Source organism: Desulforapulum autotrophicum HRM2 (assembly GCF_000020365.1).
Lineage (GTDB): Bacteria > Desulfobacterota > Desulfobacteria > Desulfobacterales > Desulfobacteraceae > Desulforapulum > Desulforapulum autotrophicum.
Map to the genome: position 1 here is coordinate 3,271,055 of NC_012108.1, position 20,379 is coordinate 3,291,433.

Genomic DNA, 20,379 nt, shown 5'->3' on the forward strand with positions numbered 1-20,379 from the left:
ATGCAGTCCATGGTATTAAGTATTTTTACCTGTCAATCTGATTTACCCAGTTCCACCATGGGTATTGACGGATGCCGGGATCGGTCTTCAATTTAATTGATCTATAATCATATTCTGACCATGGCCTTCAAGTCAAACCCTTTCCTGGGATTTTCACTTTTCTTTACCTGTTCTTTGTGATAGTTCTTGCCTCCAAAATCATGGAAAAAAACGATTCAACTTTCAAACAGGTGGGTTTTGCCTCAATTATCATGATGGCATCTGTCTTTGCAAGCCGCATCATCGGCCTTGGAAGGGAGATGACCATTGCCTTTTCAGGGGGGGCTGGCGGTGAGGTCGATGCCTATCAGGTGGCATTCATCGTACCTGAGATCCTGAACCACATCGTTGCAAGCGGTTTTCTCTCCATCACCTTTATTCCCATCTTTGCCGCCTATATTGAAAGAAACGATGAGGAAACGGGGTGGCGAATTTTCTCCCTTGTCTTTACCACCTTTGGGCTGCTCCTTGTGGGCGTAACCCTGGTCTGCCTCTGGTTTGCCCCTGAACTTGTTTCCCTCCTTGCCCCGGGATTTGATGACCCCGCACTGTTCAGACTGGCAGTGAGAATGACCCGAATCATCATCCCGGCCCAGCTATTCTTTTTCTCAGGCGGGCTCTTCATGGCCGTCCAGTTCACGAAAAAAAGATTTTTTATTCCAGCCCTTGCCCCCCTTGTCTACAACCTTGGCATCATCGTTGGCGGCGTTGCCCTGGGTCCGTTCCTTGGCATGGAAGGTTTTTCCTGGGGGGTTCTTGGCGGGGCCTTTGTGGGGAATTTTCTACTCCAGTACCATGGGGCAAAAAACACAGGCATGCGTCTCAGGTTCATATTTGACATCACCCATCCAGAACTTGTCCGGTATGTTGTCCTGACCCTGCCGTTGATGGTCGGCCTGACCATGACCTTTTCAACAGAAATTCTTTTAAAATACTTTGGATCCTATCTTGCCGAGGGTAGCATTGCAGCCCTCAACTATGGATTGCGGATCATGTTCATCCTTGTGGGACTCTTTGGCCAGGCCGTTGGGGTTGCATCCTATCCGTTCATGGCAAAACTTGCAGCCCAGGGCAAAATAGATGAACTCAACGCCCTTCTCAACACCACCCTCAAATACCTGCTGCTGGTGATCCCGGTCTCGGTTCTGTTCATGGTGCTGCGCCACGAGATCATTCTCATCCTGTTCCAGCGGGGACGATTCGGCCCCGATGCCACCCAGGTAACGGCCGGCATTCTGCCCTTCCTCCTCTGCGGAACCTTTGCATTTGCAGCCCAGACTGTTGTTGTCCGGGGGTATTACGCCATGCAGAACACCTGGTTTCCGGCCCTCTTCAGCACCCTTGCCGTCATTCTCACCCTGCCTGTCTTCTACCTGCTCATGGGGATTATGGGTGCAGGGGGAATCGCCCTTGCCCTCTCCATTGCTGCAACAGCCCAGACCCTGCTGCTGTTTGAACTGTGGAACAGAAAAAGCCACAACAACGGACGGGGCGCAGTGTATCGATTCTTGTTCTCCATGACAGGACTGAGCCTTGGAACAGGTTTTTTCCTCGTAAAAATAACGGCTTTCCTGAAAACCTTCATCAATGCATCCACCCTTTTCGGAGCCCTTTCCGTGTCGATCATCACAGGCCTTGTCTTTATCCTGGTATTTTCAGGCGCAGGATACCTGTTCAAAATTCAGGAAATCAATCAGTTCAACCACAAACTCATCCAGAAACTCGGTCGGCTGTTTTTTTCTTGACACCCATCCGCTGCCGGTATTAGAACTTATGGAAGAAAGAATCTACAATTCTTATCGTTGACTTTTTTTGACACGACGTCAACAGCACCGCCTTGACAATCTAAAATATCTGGATGGGAGGCCCATGAAAAAAACCGGCTATGTGCATGACCTGAGGTATCTTCTCCATGACACAGGACCCTATCACCCCGAGATGTCAGAACGACTTATCGCCATCCACGAAGGCCTTCGCAAGGCAAATCTTCTGGAACAATTAACCATCATCCCTGCTTCACGGGCAGACCTTAAATGGATCCTTGCCGTCCATGACCACGACTATGTCAGGCGATTTGAAGAGGTGAGTCTCTCGGGCAACCACTATTTTGACGACCAGGACAACCAGATCTGCGTTGAAACCTATGAAACGGCATTTCTGGCCGTGGGCGGCATCCTTGATGCCGTTCAGATGATGATGGATCAAAAGATAGACAACGCATTCTGCGCCATACGACCGCCCGGCCACCATGCAGAGGTCGACAAGGCCATGGGATTCTGCTACTTCAACAATATCGCCATTGCAGCTCGCTATCTTCAGTCCGAATGCGGCATTGAGCGGGTGGGAATCGTGGATTTTGATGTCCACCACGGCAACGGCACAGAACACATCTTTCAATCTGACCCCTCCGTGTTTTACTATTCCATCCATGAGCACCCATCGTTTGCCTATCCTGGAACGGGCAGGGCCTTTGACGAGGGAACCCTCAAGGGCTTTGGTTTTACCAAAAATTCCCCGGTGCTTCCAGGTCGCGGGGATGACAATTACAAGAGCCTCATTACCAGGGACCTCTTGCCCGCCTTTGAACGGTTCAAACCCGAAATTATCCTGGTTTCAACAGGATTCGACGCCCATGTAGGCGACGAAATGTCAGACATGAATCTCACCACCGAGGGTTTCTCCTGGATCATGGAGACCATCATGGCCCTTGCAAACCACCATGCCCAAGGACGGGTGGTTTCAATTCTCGAAGGGGGATATTCCCTGAAACTGCTGCCCGAGCTTGCCGCCAATCACGTATCCATCCTGCTCAAGGGGTAGGTTCAGGCAAAATCCAGGTTCGGAAACAAAAAAAGAATTTTGGAGGATTTTATGTTTGTAAGCAAATCCATGGTAAAAAAAGTGATCACCATAGACAAAAACAGGTCGGTGATTGAGGCCCAGGAGATCATGCAGGCCAACGATATCCGTCACCTGCCCGTTGTGGACAAAGACAACCACCTGCAGGGCATTATAACAGACCGGGACATCAGAAGTTCCATGCCTTTTATGCTCTTTGATGAAAAAGAGCGCAACCTGCAGCTTGAGAAGATAAAAAAAATGACCGTGGCCGACATCATGACCCCAAACCCCAAGACCATCTCCCCCATGGACACCATTCAGGATGCCCTTTTGCTGATCCAGCGGGAAAAGGTCGGTGCCTTTCCGGTTGTGGATGAAAAAGGGGCTCTCACGGGCATCCTGTCTGTCAGGGATCTTCTGAGGGCATTTACAAATGTCATGGGAATCGGAGAGCCCGGAACCCTCATCGGCGTCATTGTTGAGGACAGAATGGGCCAGCTCAAAAAAATCGTGGACGTGGTGACCGAAGAGAAAATCTCGTTTGGCTCTGTGCTTGTGGCCCGTTACTGGGATGAGGGTAAAAGGGCAGTATTTATCTATCTTCGCACCAACAATGTGGTCCGGGTCAAAAAAAGACTCCAGGAGATTGGTTTCGAACTCATCGCCCCCATGACATGGTATCTTGAGCAGCTGCCAGAAACCATAGATCCGCCCCTATAGGCGAATATATAAAAAAACACGGCTCCGGTTCCACGGCTTGAAGCAGGTTTACACGCTTGGCCCGGATCAACCAAACATGCGTAACGCAGAAAGCCCCAGGCCGTGGCCCACACTTAAAAAAGCGTCGGCCTGGGTTATTTTTTCGGGTCCAAATTTTTCCATAAATACCCGCTGCACCAAAGGAATGTACGAAGAACCACCTGTTAGAAAGACCTTGTCAATCCCATGGGGTGTGATGCCGGCCCTTGCGAGGGTCTCATCCATGGCTTTCTCTATCCTTGCGACATTCGGGGCAATGATGGTTTCAAATTCGTGTTTTACCACCCGCTCTGCCATGCAGATCCCCTGCTCATTGAAATTAATGAATGCCTCATCCATTGATGAAAGGGCACACTTGGTTCGTTCCACGCTTTGGTAGAGATTGAGCCCCAGGTTCTCTTCGATCAGTGTCTGGAGGTTTTCGATCAGCCGCTGGTCTGAATATGAGGCAAAGGCTTTAAATTCATTGATTGAACGAACAAATTTGGGATCCTTGAGCTGGGGAATCCAGTTCCAGAGCCGAAGCTTTCTTGTGATGGTCGTTGAAAGTGGCAGGCTGTTCGACCCCATGGGCAGGGTGACCCTGACATTCTTTCCAAGGTGGGGGGCGACCTTTTCCCACATGAGATCGGAATCAAAGGTGTTACCACCGATATAAATGCCGCCCAGGGCAAGGATATCCCTGTTTCTGTCGTAATTGTTGGGATTGCCACCCTTAAGGCGGATAATGGTAAAATCAGAGGTGCCGCCGCCAAAATCACCCACAAAGATCAATTCCTCCCTGCCCTGTTCCAGGGAGTGCTCATAGGCAAGGGCTGCAGCAATGGGTTCAAGCTCAAACGCAATATTTTTAAAACCGGCAAGACGGGCCGCTGACCCAAGCCTTTGTTCGGCCATTTGATCCTTTTCACTGTCCTCGGAAAAAACAACAGGCCGACCCAGAACCACGGAATCAAGCGAGGTGTTGACCGCCTGTTCACCCTTTTCCTTGAGATCCTTGAGGATGAGGGAAACCAGCCGGTCAATGGTATAACGACGTCCATTGATAAAGGTTTCCGTAAACGTGGCATCCGGAAGAAAGGATTTGATGGACTGCATGTAGCGTCCGTCCAAACCGCCCAGGAGATACTCGTCAATGGCATCATCACCCGTGTGGACCCTGTCTCCCTGCTCATCCTTGTAAAAATAGAGAACAGATTTAAGATACTTGGTGTTACTGTTTTTGTGATCCACATCCACCATGCTCACCTGCCCGTTACAACCCACGGCAAGTGAGGAATTAGATGTCCCGAAATCAAGCCCGCACACTGAAACCATATCCTCTCCCCCGACGAACAAAAAGGCATGAAGATATGATTTTAAAGAATCCGTGTCAAGGCTTTTATAAATTCACACGGTTAACTTTTGCATCATCGCCTGGAGTTAGTCTGCCATGCGGCCCGGGGATGACGCATTTTCATTGAAACCTAAATTTTGCAAGCGCCATGCCGCAGGGCGATCTTCTCAAACATCAAAGTAATCCCTTCATTCATAGTATAGTTTGATTCAATGTCAAGGTTATCATCGGATGCAGAATCGAAATAGATGTGAAGACTGGATTCAAGGCCATCTTCGGGTTTCCAGTAACAAACCATTATGGGGAAAAGAGGCAGGGGATATAGAATAATTGAAATATCTGAACCAATCTGACTGACAATTTTTTTTCCACCGAAAATGTCCAGCATATCTTTAAACAGATCCGTGTAGGTATCGGCAACCCGTTTCAACGGTTTTTCACAACGTTGGTGAAAATGAGCATACCGGGAAGGCCCACCAGCCAACTCTCGAAATGTGATCCAATTGCCCTGGGGAGATTTACCCGAACCGTTTAAGATATGGTTCAATACCGGAACGACCATGTATGCATTGATATGAATTTCAGAGGCCAGGTTACCATTGGTATCTACACTGAAATCCTTACCAAAAACCTTCAGGGTCAGTTTATTCTTGGAAAACCGGGCTCCCAGACGTTGCGCTGCCTGGGAAAGATCAATCAAAGATATCTTCTGCTTTAATTCTTTAATGGCCTCTTCTTTATATTCATCAACGGTGTTGGGCTTCTCAATTTCCCCGCCATACTGTTCAATCACTTGTTTTTCCAAATAAGGACACGCATGTATCGGTTTTTTTTCCTTGAACACAGCCACTGCAAATGCCAGACAGGTCTTTTCATTGCACTCTCTACAGTTGGAACCATTCAACAACTTGTAGATTTCCATGGGATTATTGATATGTGACATTCAAAAACATTCCTTTTTAATATTTCATCGAATTGAATCATTCAAGCTTGTGTAACAATTTTTAGACACCATTGCAACAGCCCGAACAGCAGGACCTGTCTAATCGATTTTTCCTCCCATGGGAGTTGAACACAACAAATGCGCCTGATTCCAAAATATCAATTATTGAAATCTGATTTTTCAATCCATCTGTCACCTAAAAGTTGCAAGCGGTAGTGGGCTGGACGTACAAGATGCCGGGCATGGGGCTGTAGTCGCCTACCGCAAATGCCCGGCAACGCGGCAGATCCGGTCAAATAGCACCCCCCCAGGGTTTCGGATTTTCAGGTGTCAGTCAAATCAACGGATACAGTTATTTTTCGATATTTTTTATCACCGCTGAAAAGTCTTCGTCACTGCAGCCGTTTTTCCTGGCCGTAATATAAGCGTTGTTTGCGGCACTGCTTGTGTAAAGCGGTTGACAATAAGAATCTCCTAACAACAATGCCAGCCGCATGTCCTTTTGCATATGCTTTAAAGGAAACGCTGTGGTAAAGTCACCCACTGTCATGCTTGGGCCTTTGAGTTGAAACATGGGGCTGTTTATTGCACCCTGTGCAATAACATCAAGGATCGCTGTTTTCTTTAACCCTATTTTATCACCCAATGAAAGCCCCTCGGCAAATGCAGTCATCATTGTCCCCATGATCATATTGATGACAAGTTTCATCTGTGCTCCCTGACCGATTTGCGGAAAATAGAATGATTTTTTCCCCATTACATCCAGCGCTTCTCCGGCGTCCTTATAAAGGGATTCGTCTCCGGAACAAAGAAAAACCAGAGCACCGTCCTCTGCCGGCTTCTTGCTCCCGGATACTGGCGCTTCAAGATACCTGCCTCCTTTCTTCTTGATCGCATCATGAATAAGAATGGCAGTCCCTGCATCCACCGTTGAAACGTCAACGTAGGATTTTCCGGCTGAAATACCTTCTAAAACCCCATTTTTACCAAAACAAAGGGTGTTGGCTGCCCCAGGATCGGATACCATAGCAAAGGTTATATCACAGTGGGCAACAACATCCGCAGCTGTTTTCCCATTCTTGGCTCCCAGATCGACCAGAGGGGCGCATTTTTCTGCTGATCTATTCCAAACAGTGACATCAAAACCGGCTTTTAGCAGATTGGTTGCCATTGCTCGACCCATAATCCCGATCCCGAGAAATCCGTATTTACCCATAATCCCTTCCTCCAAAAAGTTTAAAATCAATTTTATTTACGACCTAACCCGGGACGGCGATCCCTTTGTAGTTGTAGCTTAGCAATTTCAGCGGGCTGTTGTATCCGGCATCAAGGGCCACAATTTTAAAACCACTCGCTTGTATCAGTCCGGAAATATGCCGGTTTAAATGGCAGCCGCCGCTGATTTTTGTCCAAGGCGGATTCAGTCTGTTCTGCCATTTGAAAATATGTTCATCCGGTGATTTGCCGTGTTCACAAAAAATCAATTCCCCCCTGGGTTTTAAGACCCTTTGCATTTCTTTTAAAGCCTTAGGAGCATCTGGGATGGAACATAAGGTATATGTTATAAGGACCGTATCAACGGAATTATCCGCCAAAGGAATGTCTTCACCAGACAGCCCTATAAAATCAACATCAAAAGGAAGTTTAAGTGCTTTTTTTTCAGCCATCTGCCTCAGTTTTGCCATGGGTTCCAGTCCCAGAACCAGATCTATCCTGGACGGATCATAGAACGGCAAATTAAGTCCCGACCCCATACCGATTTCCAGGGTTAGCCCTTTTGCCCTGGGTACCAATTCCCTGCGTATCATGGTGATATCTTTATAAGAGCATACACGATTGATGAGTTTAGGCAGAATGTATTTAGTGTAAAATTCCATGGTTAGACGATAACCTGTTTATTTCTTAAAGTTCAATTCCTTTTCCCTATCTACCAGGCAACCGGCAGACACACCTCTTTTTTCGCCTTATTCTCAAACACAAGAAAGCCATGCTCTCGTCCAAACAGGTAGAGATCCCGTGTGACCTTCACATCCTGCTTGCAGTACTCGATAATCCGATGGATTTCCCCCTGTTTCCACCACTCAAGGGCGGCAAGCCCATCGGCACTCTTGGATGTACCCAGGGTACATCGTGCAAGGGCATCAAGGGAGAGACGGTAGCCGAGACGCTCATGGACCTTCACCAGCATATCAAGGGTGGGAATCGTCGTTAAATCAAAGGAGACTAGGCCTGAGAGCACCTTATAGTCAAACCCCTTGATGTTAAAACCAATGACAAGATCAAACGCCTGAAGATCCTGTACAAGGGTCTCTACATCCGCCTCAAGGTAGACTCGAAAATCGTTGATTCCAGAATCAAAGAGCACGGCGCAGCTCACCCCCATGAGGTGGGCACGTCCCCACCCGCCGACCTCCTGTGCTGATCGCCGGGTTTCAATGTCAAGCACCCCGAACCGCTTGACCACCCTTGAAGGGGGCTTTGGCAAACCATGGGGTGAAGCATTTGCCAAATCATTCAATTTATCCGCCAGGGACGGGCTGCCATGGGGTAATGACGGTTCGGGTTGTTGATTTCCCATGGCGTAAATCCTGAACCTGTCAACGGGTGGGGTGGTTTTCTCATTTCTCAAAGCCAGGAGAATTTCCAGGGCAGCACCCTTGTCAATGGGCCGGTTGCCCGACCCGCATTTGGGAGAGTGGACACAGGCAGGACAGCCGTTGTCACATTTGCAGAGACGAATGGCGTCAAAGGTTCTCTCCAGCATGATCTCTGCCTGTTCAAAGGCCTGGCGGGCAAGTCCGATGCCCCCCGGGGTGCCGTCGTAGACAAACACGGCCGCCATTCCCACCTGGGGGTGAAAGGGAATGGAAATGCCACCAAGGTCGTTCCTGTCCGTCATCACAAGCAGGGGCAGTATCCCGATGGCTGCATGCTCCAGGGCGTGGATCCCCCCCATGAAGTGGAGACGCCGGGTCTCAATGCAATCCCTTACCTGTTCAGGAATCTCAATCCACACCCCTTCGGTCTCAAAAACAATTGGGGGAAGTTCCAGGGGAAAAACACCAAGGGAACGCTGGTTGTTGACGCTTCGTTTCTCAAATCCCGTGACCTGGTCGGTTACCCTTAAGCGTCCGAAACAGACCCTTGTCTGCCACACCTGGCGCGTATGGATGACCGAAAGAATTTCAGTAGATTTGGTGGATCTGGCCCGGGTAAAATAGGGCACTCGCTCTTTGACCACCTGGACCCTGCCGTTTTCATGGTCAAACTCGGACACCAGATAGGTGCTGCCGTGGTGAAGATATACCGCCCCCCAATGGGTCTCATAAAAGGCCCGGAACCTATCCACATCCCCGAGCTTCTTTTTTTGACCATCCAGAAAAATGGGGATGCTCATGCCCGTTCCCCTGAGGTTCACCTCCCTGTGGGGATTTTGCCGCGCAGAATACCAGAACCGGCCGTCCCGGGATTTTAGGAGACGGACATCCGCCTCCAGACGACCAAGGGCAATTTGAATGGCCGGGTCATCCAGGAATCTTTCGTCCCGGTCAAGGCGCAGGTCTGCGGCGGCACACTCAAGGTGACGTTCCATGATAACCGGATTAAAGGGATTGATAACGGCCTGTTCAGGCGGAAGATCAAAGAGCATGGCAGGGTGGTTCACGAAAAAATGATCCAGGGCATCCTCATGGGCCACAAGGATCATTGCAGCGTCTGAACCGTCCCTTCCCACCCGCCCTGCCCGCTGCCAGGTGGACATGATGGTTCCGGGATATCCCACAAGGATGCAGAGGTCCAGGTTGCCGATATCAATGCCAAGTTCAAGGGCACTTGTGGTGACAACGGCGAGGAGCTCTCCGGATGCGAGCCGCTGCTCTATCTTCTGTCGCTCCTCTGGAAGAAATCCTGCCCGGTAGGCGCTGATGCGACTGCCAAGATCCCCGGCCCGCTGGGATGCCCACATGGCGATCAGTTCGGTAATCTTCCGGGACTGGGTATAGACAATGGTGCGAAGTCCCCGGTGAATGGCTGCATGCATGAGAAGAATGGCTGTCTGGGCCGCCCCTGAAGCGCCGTTCATGAGAAGAACATCCTTTTTCCCGGCTGGGGCTGAGTCTGCGTCCACCACCTCAACCGCAAGGCCTGTCAGGGCCGTTGAAAGTTCTCCTGGATTGGAAATGGTTGCAGAGCAGAAGACAAACACTGGCTCAGCCCCATAATGACGGCAGATGCGCAGAAGACGTCTGAATACCCAGGCCATGTGGGACCCCATCACCCCCCGGTAGGTATGTACCTCGTCCACCACCACAAATTTAAGATTGGCAAAGAACGACTCCCACAAATGGTGGTGGGGGAGCATGGCAAGGTGGAGCATCTCAGGGTTGGTCAGCAGAACGTTGGGGGGATTGTTGCGCACCTTGGCCTTATGGTAGGCAGAGAGATCTCCATCGTAGACAGCCGCTGTAAGCGTATCCGCAATCTTTGCATTAACCCCGGCCATGAGGGTCTCAAGGGTGCCGAGTTGATCCCTGGCAAGGGCCTTAAGGGGGAAAAGGTAAAGCCCGCAAGAGGCGTTGTCCCCATAGATTGCACGGAGTACAGGAAGGTTGTATACAAGGCTCTTACCGCTTGCCGTGGGGGTTGCAATAACGGTGTGCACCCCTTTTTCTATCAACGCCACCCCCCTTGCCTGGTGCTCATAGAGCCTCTGGATACCCTGGTCCTGAAACACCTGCCACACAGGATCCGTATCCAGGGGGTCTCCATAACGGGCTTTTTTTGCATCAATGGTTCTGTGGCAGACAAGATCCGGGGCAAGCCCCTTAAATCCCTTGAGGGCGTTCAGGTACTGGGCAATCGTCACAAAATGCTCTTTCCCAGGGCTGAAACAATCAGGTCAACGGCAAGCTTTGCCGTCTTGTTGGCCTGGTCCAGAATGGGATTAATCTCCACAAGGTCCATGGAGGTAAGTTTGCCTGAATCGGAAAGAATCTCCATGAACAGATGGGCCTCCCGAAAGGTTAACCCGCCAGGAACCGGTGTGCCGACACCCGGGGCCTCCACGGGATCAAGGGCATCAATGTCAAGGCTCAGGTGAACCCTTTTCAAATGAATCAGCTTCATCAGGGCCTTTTTGGCAATGGTGCTCATGCCCTGCTCGTCAATATCGCTCATGGTATACACGGTAATGCCGCTCTTTTTCAGCCGTTCCCGTTCAAGCCTGTCAACATCCCTGATCCCTATCATGACGATGTTTTCAAGATCAACCTTTGCTCCCGGCCTTCCAAGGTTAACCAGGCGATCATCTCCGTCTCCCGTGAGAACGGCAAGGGGCATGCCGTGAATGTTACCCGAAGGGGATGTCACAGGGGTATTAAAATCAGCATGGGCATCGATCCAGATGAGGCCGGTCGGCCGGTCGTGGGACACGCCACCCACGGTTCCGATGGCAATGGAATGATCCCCGCCGATAAAGAGGGGAAAGGCATTTTCCCTGGTTGCTGTTCGGCCTTGATCGTACACCTGTTCACACACCCCCCGGATCTGTTCGATATAATCGGAGGCCTCCCCCTCTTCCACGGGGGTTCTCACGGGTACACGAACATCACCCAGGTCCTCCACATGATGACCAAGGGTGCGAAGGGCCGATACAAGGCCCGTGTAACGGGCAGCAGCCGGTCCCATATCAAGCCCCCTGCGAAGCTGACCGAAATCCATTGGAACACCTATAATTTTCACATCTTTGTTCATTCAATACCCCTTTATTGCTTGTCATTAAACCACATTTATGGTTGATTAATTAGGGTTTTATATGTAACGCTTACCCAAGCACCATCAGTGGGACGTTTCAGATTTCGCAGTGGCCAGGGCAGATACCATGGGCTGGCCATGTCGGTTTATACCATATCCCCGGAAACAGACACAAGCGCTTTAAGGAGCTGTAAAGAATGCCCAACCAGGAAACAATCCGAAGCAAAGAGACCCTTTCGATGATCAATGACCTTATCCTTCAGGGGGTTGAAAAAATCTCCATTGTCATGCGCCATTCGGCAAGGCATTTTGGAACTGACCCCCAGATGGAACCTTTCCTGGGACTGACCGAAACAGGAAAGACCTATGCTGTTGAATTCGGCCAGGCCTTGAACCAGGAGCCAGGTCCTGTTTTTTTCTCAAGCCACTTTGGCCGCTGCATCGAGACCGCCTACCTCATGGACAAGGGTTACAATCAGCGACATTGCCGGTTCCAGGGTCATAACACCCTTGAAAACGCCCTTGCCCCCTTTTATATTCGGGACATGCAAACCGCCTTTAACGCCTTTAAGGACCTTGGGAACGATGTTTTTTTACGTTCATGGTTCGACAAGGGCCTTGCCCATGACATGATGCAGGATTCAGAAGAGGTGGCCGAAGTGCTGGCCAATTTCATGCGAACAAAGCTTGATGCCCTTGAACCCGGCCGGATTGCCATCTGCGTCTCCCACGACTGGAACATCTATCCCTTAAAGGAGCACAAGCTGGGCCTTAACTTTGAAACCCACGGCAAAATCGAGTTCCTGGAAAGCGTTGTCGTATTTGAACAAAGGGGCAAACAATATATTATGAACCACCAGCAGACACCAAAACAATTATAGACAGGTATGACTTTCCCGGAAGACAACCACAGGCGACCATAGACAAGGAGCTGTTATGGACGAAACACGCATCACCGTTATCTGCGAAAACAGGGCGGGCGGGGTGATCGGCATCACGGGCGAGCACGGCTTTGCTGCTCTCATTGAAAGGGGGGACCAGAAGATCCTGGTGGACACGGGCCAGGGCCTGACCCTGAAATCCAATGCCGACGCCATGGGCATTGATCTGAAAAAGATCAACACAATCGTACTGAGCCACGGCCACTATGACCACACAGGCGGCCTTCCCCAGGTGCTCTTTCCTCCCAGGGGCGTCAGGGTCATTGCCCATCCCACAGTGTTTGACAAAAAATACGCCGAGATTCAGACCCCCAGGGGTAAGACCCAGGCTTTCATCGGCATCAAATTCCAGCGGGAATTCCTTGAAGCAACCCTTGGCGCACGCTTTGACTTTCAAACCGAATACGGAAAGATCGCTCCAGGCGTCTTTTTCTCAGGCCAGGTGCCAAGGACCACCGATTTTGAACACCCAGACACCCACCTTCTGGTAAAAAACGACACCGGATTTATCGTGGATCCCCTTTTGGACGACGCCTCTCTGCTCATCGAGACGGCAAAGGGCCCGGTCATCGTATCGGGCTGCGCCCATGCCGGCATTGTCAACGTCATGAACCATTTCAGTGAAAAGAGCGGCCACGACACCTTCCATTCTGTCATCGGCGGCACCCACCTGGGTTTTATGGGGGTCGGAGAACAGCTGGAAAAATCACTTGAGGCTTTTGACCGGTTCAAGGTCAAGCTTATTGCCGTATCCCACTGCACGGGCAATGAGGCAGCCGCCATCTGCTATAACCGGTTTAAAGAACGGTTTGCTTTTGCCAATGCCGGGTGGAGCACGGTCTTTTAGGTCAAATGGCCCTTGCCGTAAAAACAGCCCGGACAGGGGCGGGATACCCCTCCACCGTCCTGCTCCTGTCCCGGGGATCTAAAAAATCATCCAAAGATTCCGTCTGAATCCAGTCGGTTTTACGTTGCTCCCCGGGAGTCGTCAACGAAATGTCAATGCAGCTGACTTCGGCAAACCCGGCCCGCTTGAGCCAGGATTCCATCACCTTGAGACTTGGAATAAAAAAAACGTTTCTCATCTTTGCATAGCGATCCTCGGGGAAAAGACAGAGATCCTCCCGGCTCTCCAGAACAAGATTTTCAAGTACTAACTCGCCGCCAATCTGCATCATATCGTGGATTTTCCTGAGCATGCCCAGGGGAGACCGTCTATGGTAGAGCACCCCCATGCAGAAAACCGTATCAAAAAACCCCCTGGTGACCGGCATGGCATCAAAGGCAATGGGTAGGGCAAACAGATTTGCCTGGCCGGCGTATTGGTTCACGGCATGGAACTGGAAATAAAAGGTGTGCTGGGGCTCAAGTCCTAGGACCAGCCTGGGTTTTTGGGAAGCCATCCTGAACATGTAATAGCCGTTGCTGGACCCTATATCCAGGACCCGACGATGGGTCAACGCCGAGATCCTGCCGGCGAAACGATCCCACTTGATGTTTGACTGCCATTCGGCATCAAGGTCGATGCCGAAGAACTCAAACGGACCCTTCCGCCAGGGACACAGCTGGAACAGGGACTGGTACAGTTGCTGGTGTTGCCCGAATGAAAGATCGGAATCCACACCGACCCTGGGAGCATCCCGGTCAAGGTCCACGATTGAGGCGATTGTCTCTGGAAGTCCCTCCAGGGCCTTCGTATATTTAAGGGTATTTCCCCTGGGATGATCAAAAACGGGAGCAAGCGCTGTGAGCATTCCGTCAATGCCCTGGAGTTCGAACTGACTCTCAAGGCGTTCATACCCTTTAAAAAGGTCTGTTCTATTCACGGGTCTATTTTCCTGGTCTTTCGGGTTTAACGGCAATCATCGAGGCAAAATTAAACCACTTGAGCCAGACATCCATACGGTCAAACCCTGCCCGGGCAAGCCGCTGTTGATGGACCTCAAGGGTTTCAGGCACAAGGACATTTTCCAGTGCCTCCCGCTTCTGGCTGATCTCGAGCTCTGAGTATCCATTCTCACGCTTGAAACGACTGTAATAATCCAGGTGAACGGCCGCAATTGAAGAATCCCAAGCCAGAACCTTTTCAGTGAGCAGCAGGATACCGCCGGGCACCAGGGCCGTATAAATATCTGAAATCAGGGTATCCCGCCTGTCCAGACTGAGAAACTGGAGAGTCAAGTTCACAACCACCACTGAGGCATTGCCAAGGCAAAGGTTTTCAACCCGGTCACAGACCAGGACAATATTGTCCCGGAACGACTCTTGTTCAAGCCGCTGTTTGTATTTTTCGATCATGGGGGGTGAACTGTCCACCCCAACCATGGAAAAGGGCCGGTCTCCAAAACGCTTTCCTGCAAGCATGCCAAAATTGCCATGGGAACAGCCAAGGTCATAGATCAGGGTTTTACTGCGATAAAAATCCAGGGCAAGCTCAGCCTGGCGGGTAATGCTCTCACGGTACATGGGAACAGACCGCTCGAGCATGTCACTGAATACGGATGCCACGGATTCGTTGAAATCAAAGGCCGGTACCGGCTCTTTTCTGGTTGCAAACAGTGTGTCTTTTTTCATCTCTTTCCTGTCAAAGTCATTTCCTGTGGTAGGGTAAAAATCATGGATGGGAAATTTTAGGGGGGGGGGCCATTAAATTTGTTTTAACGCCTCAAGGGCGGCAACATAACCAAAGATACCGCTGATCATGGAAAGGCTTCCCATGGGATTTCTCAGGCGTCCTGCATCCAGAAAGTTGGGCTCCAGGGTATCGGAAATCGTATCCTTTGCAACCACTTCCGTTGAATAGACACAGTGGATTCCCTGATCCACCCCCATGCGTTTAAGTCTTTTTCTCACCGAGCGGGCAAGGGGACAGTAAAGGGTGGTGGAAAGATCACCCGTGGTGATCTTGGATGGATCCATTTTCCTTGCTGCCCCCATGCACGAGATCACGTTAATATTGTGACGGACAAGTTCAAACAGCAGATTCACCTTGGGATTGAGACTGTCAATGGCGTCAACCACCACGTCTGTTTTCTTGCTGAAGATCTCGTCAAAGGACTCCCTGTGGCAAAGCATGTTAAAGGTTTCAACCTTGATAGCAGGGTTGATCTGCTTTAACCGCTCTTCGGCAGCTTTGGTCTTGAGTCTGCCAAGATTGGGCTCAATAGCCAGGAGTTGTCGGTTGAAATTACTCTCCCCAATAACGTCAAAATCCACGATCCTGAGGGTTCCCACCCCGCTCCTTGCCAGGGCCTCAATGGCATGGGAACCGACGGCCCCAAGCCCTACAACGGTGATGTTGCAATGTTCCAGTCGATCCATGGCCTCCCGGCCAAGAAGGAGCTCTGTGCGTTTAAATCTTTCCCTGCTGAATCCCATTTTCCCTTAATACCGTCATCTAAGATTTCTGCCTGCATCCTGCCTTTTCTAAGGGCAAAATCAGTTCAACATACACGATTTTAAGCGCCAGGTTAAGTTTTTAATCCAACCCAGAGTCCATGGTCTGTTTTTTACCTAAAAGTTGCAAGCGGTAGTTGGCTGGGTAAGCAAGACGCCCCATAAAGTGCTTCTGGGATAAGGCCGGATAATGACCCGGCCGACCGTTCCAGGAAATGGGGGGGGATGGGCTAATCCGCTTCCTGGATATTTTCCGAAGTCTCTCCAGAAGAGCTTTCCCCGTCAGCGGTTTCTTCATCCGTGGCATTCATTTTCTTTTCAGCCTGTCTGCGCATGAGTTTCTCTTCTTTTTTGGCTTTTTTGGCAAGTTCTCTCTGGCGTTTCTCATAGTTGTAATTTGGTTTTCTGGCCATGGGATTATCCTTTTTGACTGCTATTCAGCCCAGATACAGATTGCAAATAAACATTAAATAGCGGCTAAACGGTTGATATAAAAAGAGCCCCCCAAAATATGAGGGGCTCCAGAACATATTTACTCGACGCTCACAAACGTAGCACGGTGGCGTTTTAAAAAGCAAGACCCAAATCAAAGGAGAGAGCCTCCTTTACCCATGGGTAAAACCATCAGCTTGATTTCAGCACAGAAAATCATGATGCCTTTGAACTTATGGAAACGGGAAGAACCTACCACGAGGAGGAAATTTTTATCAAGAATCCTGACGAACAGCCGATATTTAATATAAAGGCTTAAAAGGAGGCAGTATCTATGCCAAGCAGACCCATCATACTTCCTGTTCTGAAAAAGGACGTTGAACCGACTGATCGTGTGAACAGTATAACCACCAACCAGGGCAGACGACCCAGCCCTATAAAACCCAAACGAAATCGGCGCAGGAAAAGAAGAGACCGCAGGCAGGATGTGAGAAACGGTGTCATTGTTTCCCTCTCTTTTAAAAATGACAGGCGAAAAAAACGAGACAGGCGCCGTGTGTGAATTTTTTATTCCCGTCCCAGGTGGAAAACGTCCCTTATCCATATAAACCGGCACGGCCGGAGCGAGTCATGGCTCCGGCCTCAACGAATGATGAAACGCCTCTGTTTGCAATGCTTTGGTGAATGTTTCATATAACCCACATGTCCTAGCGGACACAACGAAATATGAAACACGATGATACAGGGCAGGCGATAGTACCATTCCGCCCCCTTTGGTTACCCTGACCGGAACGGTAAACGTCGGGGGGATTTCTGCCCTTCCAGACTAAAGCGCAGGAACTGCGGGCTAAAGTCCTCAAACAGCCTGCGCTTCTTAACGCCTGGAAGGGCAAAAATCCTATCCCCTTTGGTTTACAATGTTCCGATCAGGAAAACCAAAGAGGGCTCGAAAGTCGAGACTTTCACAATGATGTTTCGACATGCGTTTCTTATAAAAGGGTCAAGGCCCTGAGAACCCCGAATCACCTGAAACGGATATCAATAGGGTTGTACAACCATTTTCCTGTCATCTGATTCATGGATTCTGACCTCAATAATTCTACAGGGACCCAATGACTCCTTGACGATCATTGACGCGTTAGGGCCCACAACCTGGGTCATAGCCATGGCCTTTTTTGAAATTTTCACAAGGGAAACTGCTTTTTCAGATTCAACTATTTTCTTCATGGCATCCCTTTTAACGAGAATCTCCCGGCAGGCTTCACCATGCTTATTCTCAGTCTCCTCCAGCTGTTCAATGGCTGCCATGAACTTGTCCTGCTCATCAAAGATATCCTTGAGCTTGTTGTCCATGTCGGCTATCTCCTGTTCAAGTTCTTTTTTCTCCTTCTGGAGGGCAATACCTTCAGAATGTTTTTCTGGCAGTTCACGACATTGTTTTTTCAACAGATCCAGCTTCTGGTAGAGCTTATCCTGGGTAAACGCCAGATCAGCCACCTGCCTGTGAAGGATAGAATTTTTTTCTTCAAAGGCTTGCTTTTGTTGATCCAGCTCAGCCATGACCTGTTTCAAACCGTTCACCCGCTGATCACAATCAGAGTTCATGCGGTCCATGTAATCATCAACCCCGACCTTGAGCGTGGATCGCTGGGCAAGATTTGAGCCGACCTGTCCAAGGGTCATCCCCTTTTTTGCACAGATAGTGGAGTCGAGGACCCGTCCGCCCGTGTTGATGCATTTACCGCGGGTAATCACTTCAGACCCCATGATTTCACGCATCACCTGGACATCACCAAAGGACTCAATGGTGGAATGGTTGATGAATTTCGCCCGAACCTTCCCCAGGGTTTTGACCCTTGCGTTGAGAATCCCATTGGAAACGTTGAGATCTCCCGAGATATCAATATCTCCCCCGCTTATCTCGTTCACGGTCAAATCCATACAGCAGACCTTGAATCCCTCGTTCACACGGCCCGCAACAAATACATTCCCGTGGAAATTGACATGCCCTGTCTGAAAATCAACATTGCCATCGATAAAAAGATCCTGGACCACGGAAACAACTCCCAGGGCATCAAGGCAGGGCTTTCCCTCGGTCTCTGCAAACACTTCCAGCCCGTTATCGGAGAGAAAAGTCCCCTTGCCCACCCTCATGCGAATGTCCTGAACTGCACCTACAGGAACTGCTTTACCAAATACATCCCGCCCCAGAACACCCTTTTTCATGGGCGTTTTCCTGGCCAGCAGATCCCCTTCCCGAACAAAGGGAATATCGCCTCGATCCCGAAAATCTATGGTTCCATCCGCTGCAACAATACCGGGCAGCTGGTAATCTGTGTTGAAAAAATAGTCCATCCTTGCATCTGTCCCTGGAACAGGCGCAAGCCCCATGGCAACCACAAACGGATTGTCTGTATCTGATGAATGTTTTAAAAATCCTGACAGCAGGAGATCATCAACAACGCCAAAGGTAACGCCCATCTGCTGAAGCTGTTTTTTAACCATAACAATATCTGTTGCAGCCCCTGAAAGACAGGTCAAACGCAGATAAACACGAATTCTGTCTTCTGAGACCCAAACAATAAAACCTGAATCCGTGTCTGGCACAAAAAGATCCGGCCGACCGATTGCTCGGGTTTCTTCACCCGGCACCATTGTTTGAACAGTCTCCAGCCCGTTGCTATCCTCCCCGGTCAAATGGCCGGAATAAACCAGGATCTCTCTGATGGAAACGATCTGTCCTTTGTCCAGGAAGCGCTTTATCTGGGAGGCAAATGCCTGATTGATATCCCTTTGCGACACGCCACCTGCCATGAGGGCCGGTGTTAAAGCACGGTCCTGCAACCGTGTTTTAATCAGGGATCGTTTAACCATGATTTTGCTCAAATCAATTCTTGAGATCAACCCGCGATCAAGCAGCAAAGAGCGGATGGCGGTGTCTGAGCCATCACTGTTCAGGGCGTCAACGGCCGCCGAGGCCAGTGCAAACCCAGGCCGGGAAAAAAAACCGTCGTTAAAACCCAGTTCAACAATGCCCGGGACCTGGTCATAGGTGTCAATACCCGTATCTGGAACCGCGGCAATACCAATGTCTACCAGGGCCGGTTCACACAGCATACAGGCCTGCTCGATCACCTTGTCAACGGCATTGTACAGGCCGTCTTCAAAATCATAATGCCGCTCTTTAAGCGCTCCATACCCAATGGTTTTAAAAATGGGGTCAATCATCACGCCGGACAGGGTCGAAGCATCCCAGATCAACTGGGAAAGCTGCCCACGTATCTGCCTGAAGGCCAGGCCAAAGGTTTCCGGCCCCATAACATTTGTATGGGTAAGAAAGGCCTCAACGCCCCGGCTGGTATTCCGGGTCTCAGCCTTTGCATTCAGGGCTTCTATCTCCCTTTCAAGCCGGGCCTTTGCTTTAAGTTTTAAACGAATCGCCTCCTGAAACTCACTGTTCTGGGTGGACCTTGCCTTGGCAAATTTATACAACCGGGCGTTCTGTTTTTTTATCAGGTCCGTCAGCTTTCGCTTTTCCTCTACCTTCAGATACTGGGACAGCTGGTCAAAAACAATTGAAACGATCTCATCGTTTTCCCACGGCTTGGGGATATAACGATGGATGGCACCCCGGTTGACAGCTTCAACAGCCGCCTTTAAATCAGCATACCCAGTCATGAGTATCCGGCGGGTATCCGGGGTCAGTACCACCACTTTTTCCAGCAGTTCACTGCCGCTCATACCCGGCATGTTCTGGTCGGAAATAACTAGAAAAAAAGGCTTGTCAGACTCCTGGATGAATTTCAGGGCCTGGGATCCGTTGAGTGCCGTTAACACGGTTTGAAAGCCCTGCCTGCGAAGAAGGCGCCTGAGCACATTCAGGATAATCTCTTCATCATCCACCACAAGAATTCCAGGCCTTTGATTGTCAGGCATATGGG

At 50.0% G+C, this 20,379-nt stretch carries 17 protein-coding genes; 6 read left to right on the forward strand and 11 right to left on the reverse strand.

The features are described 5' to 3' along the window. The first annotated feature begins 200 nt into the window (after window positions 1-200). From murJ to HRM2_RS14250, 3 genes are all read left to right on the forward strand, one after another. On the forward strand, window positions 201-1,784 hold the full coding sequence (gene murJ / locus HRM2_RS14240) for a murein biosynthesis integral membrane protein MurJ (protein ID WP_015904731.1): 1,584 nt from the start codon (window positions 201-203) through the stop codon (window positions 1,782-1,784). 124 nt (window positions 1,785-1,908) lie between these two features. Further along, on the forward strand, window positions 1,909-2,859 hold the full coding sequence (locus tag HRM2_RS14245; RefSeq protein ID WP_015904732.1) for a histone deacetylase family protein: 951 nt from the start codon (window positions 1,909-1,911) through the stop codon (window positions 2,857-2,859). A gap of 51 nt (window positions 2,860-2,910) precedes the next feature. Then, a complete protein-coding gene (locus tag HRM2_RS14250; protein WP_015904733.1) occupies window positions 2,911-3,600 on the forward strand; it encodes a CBS and ACT domain-containing protein in 690 nt (229 codons plus the stop codon). A 66-nt stretch (window positions 3,601-3,666) separates the two neighbouring features. On the opposite strand, the gene HRM2_RS14255 is transcribed toward HRM2_RS14250, so the two are convergent. From HRM2_RS14255 to rocF, 6 genes are all read right to left on the reverse strand, one after another. Continuing rightward, a complete protein-coding gene (locus HRM2_RS14255) occupies window positions 3,667-4,956 on the reverse strand; it encodes an Hsp70 family protein (RefSeq protein WP_015904734.1) in 1,290 nt (429 codons plus the stop codon). 149 nt (window positions 4,957-5,105) lie between these two features. Then, the gene (locus HRM2_RS14260; RefSeq protein WP_015904735.1) at window positions 5,106-5,918 is read right to left on the reverse strand and encodes a DUF3786 domain-containing protein; all 813 of its coding nucleotides are present in this window, start codon (window positions 5,916-5,918) and stop codon (window positions 5,106-5,108) included. 352 nt (window positions 5,919-6,270) lie between these two features. Then, window positions 6,271-7,164, reverse strand: a complete 894-nt coding sequence (locus tag HRM2_RS14265; RefSeq protein ID WP_202944658.1) for an NAD(P)-dependent oxidoreductase — start codon at window positions 7,162-7,164, stop codon at window positions 6,271-6,273. Between the two features lie 13 nt (window positions 7,165-7,177). Then, on the reverse strand, window positions 7,178-7,795 hold the full coding sequence (locus HRM2_RS14270; protein WP_015904737.1) for a class I SAM-dependent methyltransferase: 618 nt from the start codon (window positions 7,793-7,795) through the stop codon (window positions 7,178-7,180). Window positions 7,796-7,845: 50 nt separating this feature from the next. Then, window positions 7,846-10,782 carry a DEAD/DEAH box helicase gene (locus tag HRM2_RS14275; protein WP_015904738.1) on the reverse strand — a complete coding sequence of 979 codons (2,937 nt, stop codon included), beginning with the start codon at window positions 10,780-10,782 and terminating at the stop codon, window positions 7,846-7,848. Then, complete coding sequence (gene rocF, locus HRM2_RS14280; RefSeq protein WP_041273282.1) at window positions 10,779-11,669, reverse strand: arginase; 891 nt, start codon at window positions 11,667-11,669, stop codon at window positions 10,779-10,781. The genes HRM2_RS14275 and rocF overlap by 4 nt, the downstream gene beginning before the upstream one ends. A 197-nt stretch (window positions 11,670-11,866) precedes the next feature. Between rocF and HRM2_RS14285 the strand changes: the two genes are divergently transcribed. Continuing rightward, complete coding sequence (locus HRM2_RS14285; protein ID WP_015904740.1) at window positions 11,867-12,550, forward strand: histidine phosphatase family protein; 684 nt, start codon at window positions 11,867-11,869, stop codon at window positions 12,548-12,550. 55 nt (window positions 12,551-12,605) lie between these two features. Further along, complete coding sequence (locus HRM2_RS14290) at window positions 12,606-13,457, forward strand: MBL fold metallo-hydrolase (protein ID WP_015904741.1); 852 nt, start codon at window positions 12,606-12,608, stop codon at window positions 13,455-13,457. A 1-nt stretch (window position 13,458) separates the two neighbouring features. On the opposite strand, the gene cmoB is transcribed toward HRM2_RS14290, so the two are convergent. From cmoB to HRM2_RS14310, 4 genes are all read right to left on the reverse strand, one after another. Continuing rightward, window positions 13,459-14,436 carry a tRNA 5-methoxyuridine(34)/uridine 5-oxyacetic acid(34) synthase CmoB gene (gene cmoB / locus HRM2_RS14295; RefSeq protein ID WP_015904742.1) on the reverse strand — a complete coding sequence of 326 codons (978 nt, stop codon included), beginning with the start codon at window positions 14,434-14,436 and terminating at the stop codon, window positions 13,459-13,461. Window positions 14,437-14,440: 4 nt separating this feature from the next. After that, window positions 14,441-15,184 carry a carboxy-S-adenosyl-L-methionine synthase CmoA gene (cmoA, locus tag HRM2_RS14300; protein ID WP_015904743.1) on the reverse strand — a complete coding sequence of 248 codons (744 nt, stop codon included), beginning with the start codon at window positions 15,182-15,184 and terminating at the stop codon, window positions 14,441-14,443. 72 nt (window positions 15,185-15,256) lie between these two features. After that, complete coding sequence (locus HRM2_RS14305; protein WP_015904744.1) at window positions 15,257-15,988, reverse strand: tRNA threonylcarbamoyladenosine dehydratase; 732 nt, start codon at window positions 15,986-15,988, stop codon at window positions 15,257-15,259. Between the two features lie 248 nt (window positions 15,989-16,236). Beyond that, window positions 16,237-16,419, reverse strand: coding sequence for a hypothetical protein (locus tag HRM2_RS14310; protein WP_015904745.1), 183 nt, complete (start codon window positions 16,417-16,419; stop codon window positions 16,237-16,239). 353 nt (window positions 16,420-16,772) lie between these two features. On the opposite strand from HRM2_RS14310, the gene HRM2_RS14315 reads away from it, so the two are divergent. After that, window positions 16,773-17,000, forward strand: a complete 228-nt coding sequence (locus HRM2_RS14315) for a hypothetical protein (RefSeq protein ID WP_049770456.1) — start codon at window positions 16,773-16,775, stop codon at window positions 16,998-17,000. A 476-nt stretch (window positions 17,001-17,476) separates the two neighbouring features. On the opposite strand, the gene HRM2_RS25335 is transcribed toward HRM2_RS14315, so the two are convergent. Next, complete coding sequence (locus HRM2_RS25335; RefSeq protein ID WP_015904747.1) at window positions 17,477-20,374, reverse strand: FapA family protein; 2,898 nt, start codon at window positions 20,372-20,374, stop codon at window positions 17,477-17,479. Between the last annotated feature and the right edge of the window lie 5 nt (window positions 20,375-20,379).

Bases quoted from the DNA above. Each gene is read 5' to 3' on its own strand.
- murJ (WP_015904731.1), top strand. From the start codon at position 201: ATGGAAAAAAACGATTCAACTTTCAAACAGGTGGGTTTTGCCTCAATT.
- HRM2_RS14245 (WP_015904732.1), top strand. From the start codon at position 1,909: ATGAAAAAAACCGGCTATGTGCATGACCTGAGGTATCTTCTCCATGAC.
- HRM2_RS14250 (WP_015904733.1), top strand. From the start codon at position 2,911: ATGTTTGTAAGCAAATCCATGGTAAAAAAAGTGATCACCATAGACAAA.
- HRM2_RS14255 (WP_015904734.1), bottom strand. From the start codon at position 4,956: ATGGTTTCAGTGTGCGGGCTTGATTTCGGGACATCTAATTCCTCACTT.
- HRM2_RS14260 (WP_015904735.1), bottom strand. From the start codon at position 5,918: ATGTCACATATCAATAATCCCATGGAAATCTACAAGTTGTTGAATGGT.
- HRM2_RS14270 (WP_015904737.1), bottom strand. From the start codon at position 7,795: ATGGAATTTTACACTAAATACATTCTGCCTAAACTCATCAATCGTGTA.
- rocF (WP_041273282.1), bottom strand. From the start codon at position 11,669: ATGAACAAAGATGTGAAAATTATAGGTGTTCCAATGGATTTCGGTCAG.
- HRM2_RS14285 (WP_015904740.1), top strand. From the start codon at position 11,867: ATGCCCAACCAGGAAACAATCCGAAGCAAAGAGACCCTTTCGATGATC.
- HRM2_RS14290 (WP_015904741.1), top strand. From the start codon at position 12,606: ATGGACGAAACACGCATCACCGTTATCTGCGAAAACAGGGCGGGCGGG.
- cmoA (WP_015904743.1), bottom strand. From the start codon at position 15,184: ATGAAAAAAGACACACTGTTTGCAACCAGAAAAGAGCCGGTACCGGCC.
- HRM2_RS14305 (WP_015904744.1), bottom strand. From the start codon at position 15,988: ATGGGATTCAGCAGGGAAAGATTTAAACGCACAGAGCTCCTTCTTGGC.
- HRM2_RS14310 (WP_015904745.1), bottom strand. From the start codon at position 16,419: ATGGCCAGAAAACCAAATTACAACTATGAGAAACGCCAGAGAGAACTT.
- HRM2_RS14315 (WP_049770456.1), top strand. From the start codon at position 16,773: ATGCCAAGCAGACCCATCATACTTCCTGTTCTGAAAAAGGACGTTGAA.
- HRM2_RS25335 (WP_015904747.1), bottom strand. From the start codon at position 20,374: ATGCCTGACAATCAAAGGCCTGGAATTCTTGTGGTGGATGATGAAGAG.